6 protein-coding genes and 1 pseudogene are annotated in these 4033 nt (G+C 46.4%); 2 read left to right on the top strand and 5 right to left on the bottom strand.

The features are described from left to right. Together ACKPQ4_RS04005 and ACKPQ4_RS04010 are read right to left on the bottom strand one after the other, a co-directional pair. Window positions 1-204, bottom strand: a pseudogene (locus ACKPQ4_RS04005) (type I-B CRISPR-associated protein Cas8b1/Cst1); the annotation flags it as partial. Between the two features lie 45 nt (window positions 205-249). Next, the gene (locus ACKPQ4_RS04010) at window positions 250-714 is read right to left on the bottom strand and encodes a hypothetical protein (protein WP_407679919.1); all 465 of its coding nucleotides are present in this window, start codon (window positions 712-714) and stop codon (window positions 250-252) included. A gap of 116 nt (window positions 715-830) precedes the next feature. On the opposite strand from ACKPQ4_RS04010, the gene ACKPQ4_RS04015 reads away from it, so the two are divergent. Then, entirely contained in the window at window positions 831-1136 is a 306-nt protein-coding gene (locus tag ACKPQ4_RS04015; protein WP_407679920.1) for an MGMT family protein, read from the top strand. Then, a complete protein-coding gene (locus tag ACKPQ4_RS04020; protein WP_407679921.1) occupies window positions 1133-1378 on the top strand; it encodes an Asp23/Gls24 family envelope stress response protein in 246 nt (81 codons plus the stop codon). The genes ACKPQ4_RS04015 and ACKPQ4_RS04020 overlap by 4 nt, the downstream gene beginning before the upstream one ends. A gap of 9 nt (window positions 1379-1387) precedes the next feature. Here the strand turns inward: ACKPQ4_RS04020 and ACKPQ4_RS04025 are convergent, their stop codons facing one another. The 3 genes from ACKPQ4_RS04025 to ACKPQ4_RS04035 all read right to left on the bottom strand — a co-directional run. Beyond that, on the bottom strand, window positions 1388-2287 hold the full coding sequence (locus ACKPQ4_RS04025) for an alpha/beta hydrolase (RefSeq protein ID WP_407679922.1): 900 nt from the start codon (window positions 2285-2287) through the stop codon (window positions 1388-1390). A gap of 32 nt (window positions 2288-2319) precedes the next feature. Further along, the gene (locus ACKPQ4_RS04030) at window positions 2320-2583 is read right to left on the bottom strand and encodes a hypothetical protein (RefSeq protein ID WP_407679923.1); all 264 of its coding nucleotides are present in this window, start codon (window positions 2581-2583) and stop codon (window positions 2320-2322) included. 30 nt (window positions 2584-2613) lie between these two features. After that, on the bottom strand, window positions 2614-4033 hold a 1420-nt coding region (locus ACKPQ4_RS04035), incomplete at its 5' end, for an arylsulfatase (RefSeq protein WP_407679924.1).

Below are 4033 nucleotides of genomic sequence, written 5' to 3' on the forward strand. Positions count from 1 at the left end.
AATATATGCTTTGAGCCTTTGGCCTTCCTCATAGTAACCGTAAACCTGATTCTCATAGACCAAACCAATATATTCATCGTTAATGGCAACCTTGATTCCTAAATCTGTAAAACAACATATTTCGATGTCGACCTCTTGCCATGGAGAGAACACGCCTTCTTCAACGGTTTCATCTAAGTGCTCGTAGTTGAAATTATTACTCATCAAGCAATACAATTCGTTTTGTGTTCAAGTGGATTTTGTAGAAATTCATTCACTAATGACAGGCCATTTACCACCGAGGGCATCCAATAGTTCAAGGCTATCAAGCGAGCAATCCACCAATTCAGATTGTTTCAGGTAAATCGTTTTTGAGCATTGGGTAGCGAGCTTTTCTTTGATGAATTTCTTGCACAGATCGCTGGTCTTTTTTTCTCCAAGATCTTGAATGGACTCATCTAGAGTAGAGTAAGGGATAGGATAGATTGTCTTTCCATTAGCATTTCTTCCTTGAATTGAGGCGAGTGAAGCATGCGATTTCCCAAGGTTTTTAATAACCAGAATGATCGACTCATCTTTTTTTTCAGCTCTAATTTCAAGAGGCCCACAAGAGGAATTCAACCCGACAAGCCTGAACAATGGGTTGAGCATTTTTTCGAATGCTTCTTCGACAAAAAATAAAAAGCCTGCAAAGAGTAAACCGATAATGATAGCAATGATGGTTAATGGGTCCATAGATCATACACTTGAGTAAATTCCCCCATTATGCACTCAAAATAATAACTCCAAGAGCGAATTTGATCTTTTGAAATTGCCTTGATTTGTTTGTTTATTTGGGAGAAGCCTAAGCAATGTCCTTGGCCGAGAAATGTTATCAACTGCTCCTCCGGGTTCCGAAAGGCAGAGTGACCACATACAAGGAATTAGCCGAGGCTGTCGGTACCCGTGCGTATCGGGCCGTTGGGCAGGCCATGAATCGGAACCCCAGGCTGTTTGAAGTTCCCTGCCACCGGGTCGTTTGCAGTAATGGTGAGATCGGAGGATATGCCCTAGGGGTGGAAAAGAAAATCGAGTTACTCCAAAAAGAAGGGGTGCTGGTAAAGGGTAACCGGGTGGAAGGAATGGAGGGCATTCTGTACCGGTTTTCCTCGCAATGAAAAAATTTCCTGCCGTTTTCTTGATCGTAGGTGGCCTGCTCACCATCCTGCTGGCTATAGCTTATATGCTGGTCTTTTTTGATCTTCCTTATCCGGATGCAACCCTTGAAGAGAACATTCAACAAAATTTTCACATGAGAATTACCTATGTGATTGTTGGCGTCGGTTTTTTAGGTTTTTGGGTCGGTCTGCTGGGCGGGATGGCTAAGTTTCTTTTCAGGATATTTAAGAAACGGAAATAAATTTTAAAATTAGGTGCCCAGAAGTAAGCGGTTCAAAAATTCTTCCCGGCTTACCTCGGGTAGCGGGCGGTCTTTTTCGTGATATTGCAAGTGGCACTCCACCCCGATTTTTTTACATGCCTCCAGCATGATTTCCCCAAAGATGGGGCTGTGGATTCCGTTGGGTGATTTGCTGGTGGGGAACTCACGGTTCACATTGTAAAAGAGGTGCAGGGGAGGATCATCCTTGGTTAAATGGTTCAAAGGAGAGCACTGTTGTACGAGGTTTTTGTATTCTTCCCAGTTGCTGGTCAGTTCGTCTATGGTTTCGGCACCAAAGGGTTTGTATGGCATGGGGTTGCCAAAGGTTGTCTCACCTATGCGTTCTTTGATCATGAACGGGTTCATCGTAGTCTGAGCACCAGCCACCAGGGCACCGGCGATGCGGGAGGACTGCCGTTCCACCGGATCTTTGCTCTTAGGGTTGGCGATGTCATCGTGCAAAGCAACCAGCAGGCTTGAACACCCGCCGGCCGAACCTCCGGTGGCCACAATTCGGCTGGGGTTGATGTTCCATTCCTTTACTTTGTATCTTAAAAACTGAACGGCACGCAGGGCGGCATGGAGCATCTGCGGTTGCCTGCCTCCTTCATTGACGAGGGGATAACTAATGGATGCTATATGATACCCCTTTTGTAATTGGCTTGGGCGTTTGGATTCATCCTTCTTTCCTCCCATCCATCCACCCCCATGGATATCGAGGAGGACTCCAACCGGTCCTTCGGATTCATACCTCCAAAAGTTCATCTTCTCTTTTTCATGATCCCCGTAGGCAATGTTTTTAACCGTTGGGGCTACGCCAGCGTTTTGCTTGCCGAAAACAAAAATGCAGGTGTTAAGTAGACTAATTAATAGGAGAAAAAGTTTCATGAAAAGGGCTTTAATTGTTGAGTCGTATGAGATTAAAGGTTTTGAGGGACCAACTGGATACTGTGAATTACAAGGTATGCAGGGATTTCGAGGATCAGTAAGACGATGGCCACCTTGCCCAACGCGGTCTTCCGGCTAAGAACGGAAGTGACTGCAGCAATAGCGAGAAGAGGAAACCAAGTTAAGATACCCAGCGGAATGGCTCCCATCATGCAGCCCCAGCTAAGTACTGCAGTGACCAAGGCCCAAATTCCAAGTTTATTTCCTTTTTGGTTATTTTCTTTTTCTGCTGTCATAATAAATTTATTTGATGTTAGTAGGCTGAGTTAAATGGGTTTGGGTGACCATTCTGGAAGTTTGCCCAGTTTGATCCTCTTTTGGTATCGTTTCTGCAAAGGAAAATTGCCCTTGGTGATTTGCTCCTTCCCGGCATTTACCTGTAAAGGGCCGAGGGTATTCCACCAGGCATCGTACGCCTCCTTCATTTGCTTCATTACCTCTGGGTTTTTCTTGGCCACATTTTGCTGCTGTCCGGGATCTTTGCCAATGTCATAGAGTTCTTTATTATCGATCCATCTCCAACGGGTAGATCGAGCGGCACCATTTCTGTACCTGTGCGTTTCCATTGCGTCGTGATCCCAAATTTTATCATCCCACCGGCCTCGGTGAAAGAAGAGTGTTCGGTTGGGCCATTCCGGTTTGAGGTTTTCAAAAAGAGGGAGCAGGGATCGTCCCTTGGGAGGAAGTTTACTCTTGGGGACCTTTGTACCAGCAAGTTCACACATCGTACGGTAGAAATCAATATGTCCAGTAAGTGCATCGATATCCACTCCTTCCTTGATTCTGCCTTTCCACATCCAAAAGCTTGGTACCCGGGTGCCCCCTTCATGAACCGTGGCCTTAGCTCCCTTCATTCCGCAGTTAAAAGAGGCAAATTTCTTACCATTCTTCATTCCTGTTGCTCCTGCCATCCCGTTGTCGGTCATGAAGATCACTAGGGTGTTTTCGAACTGATTCCATTCCTTGAGCTTGGCTAAGACCAGCCCAATATTATCGTCTATGTTCTCAATCATTCCGTATCGACCGGCAGTCCGCTCTCCATATCCTTCGTCCAAGAATCTCCGCTTATATTTTTCAGGGGCAATCATTGGCCCGTGGGGAGCATTGAGGGAAATATAGGCAAAATAAGGATCCTTGGCGTCTATCCTGTCTTTCATCCAAGCCAGTCCCGCATGAAAGAAGAGATCGGTGCAGAACCCTTCGGTTTTTACGATTTCCTCGTTGTGCAAAAGGACATTATCAAAGTAGCACTCTTCTTCGTTTACGGGGAAATCTCCCCAACCGGTCTGGCCAATTCCGCCGGCTCCGTGGATCAAAACCTCGTCGAAACCACGGGCTTTTGGTAGGTATTGCTTTTCATCTCCGAGATGCCATTTACCAAAGATTCCGGTTTTATAACCTGCTGCTTGTAGGGCTTGTGGGAAAGTAACCACATCAAGGGCAAGGTGGTCGCGTTGACGGATGGTGTGGGAAATGCCTACCTCGAAGGGAGAGCGACCGCTCATCAGAGCACCGCGGGTGGGTGAGCAGGTCGGGCTGACATGAAAGTCATCAAATCTCGTGCTTAAAGCATGAAGCTTATCCAAGTTTGGAGTGCGTAAAATGGGATTGCCCATGCAGGAGAGATCCCCCTTTCCCTGGTCATCCGTCAGGATAAAGAGAATGTTGGGCTGACTGCCGGCAAGT

The sequence above is a fragment of the Candidatus Chordibacter forsetii genome, from assembly GCF_964187505.1.
GTDB lineage: Bacteria > Verrucomicrobiota > Verrucomicrobiia > Opitutales > Seribacteraceae > Chordibacter > Chordibacter forsetii.

What these genes read in the sequence shown, in the direction of transcription:
- ACKPQ4_RS04020 (WP_407679921.1), top strand. Translation starts at nt 1,133, where the DNA reads ATGAAAAAATTTCCTGCCGTTTTCTTGATCGTAGGTGGCCTGCTCACC.
- ACKPQ4_RS04015 (WP_407679920.1), top strand. Translation starts at nt 831, where the DNA reads ATGTCCTTGGCCGAGAAATGTTATCAACTGCTCCTCCGGGTTCCGAAA.
- ACKPQ4_RS04010 (WP_407679919.1), bottom strand. Translation starts at nt 714, where the DNA reads ATGGACCCATTAACCATCATTGCTATCATTATCGGTTTACTCTTTGCA.
- ACKPQ4_RS04030 (WP_407679923.1), bottom strand. Translation starts at nt 2,583, where the DNA reads ATGACAGCAGAAAAAGAAAATAACCAAAAAGGAAATAAACTTGGAATT.
- ACKPQ4_RS04025 (WP_407679922.1), bottom strand. Translation starts at nt 2,287, where the DNA reads ATGAAACTTTTTCTCCTATTAATTAGTCTACTTAACACCTGCATTTTT.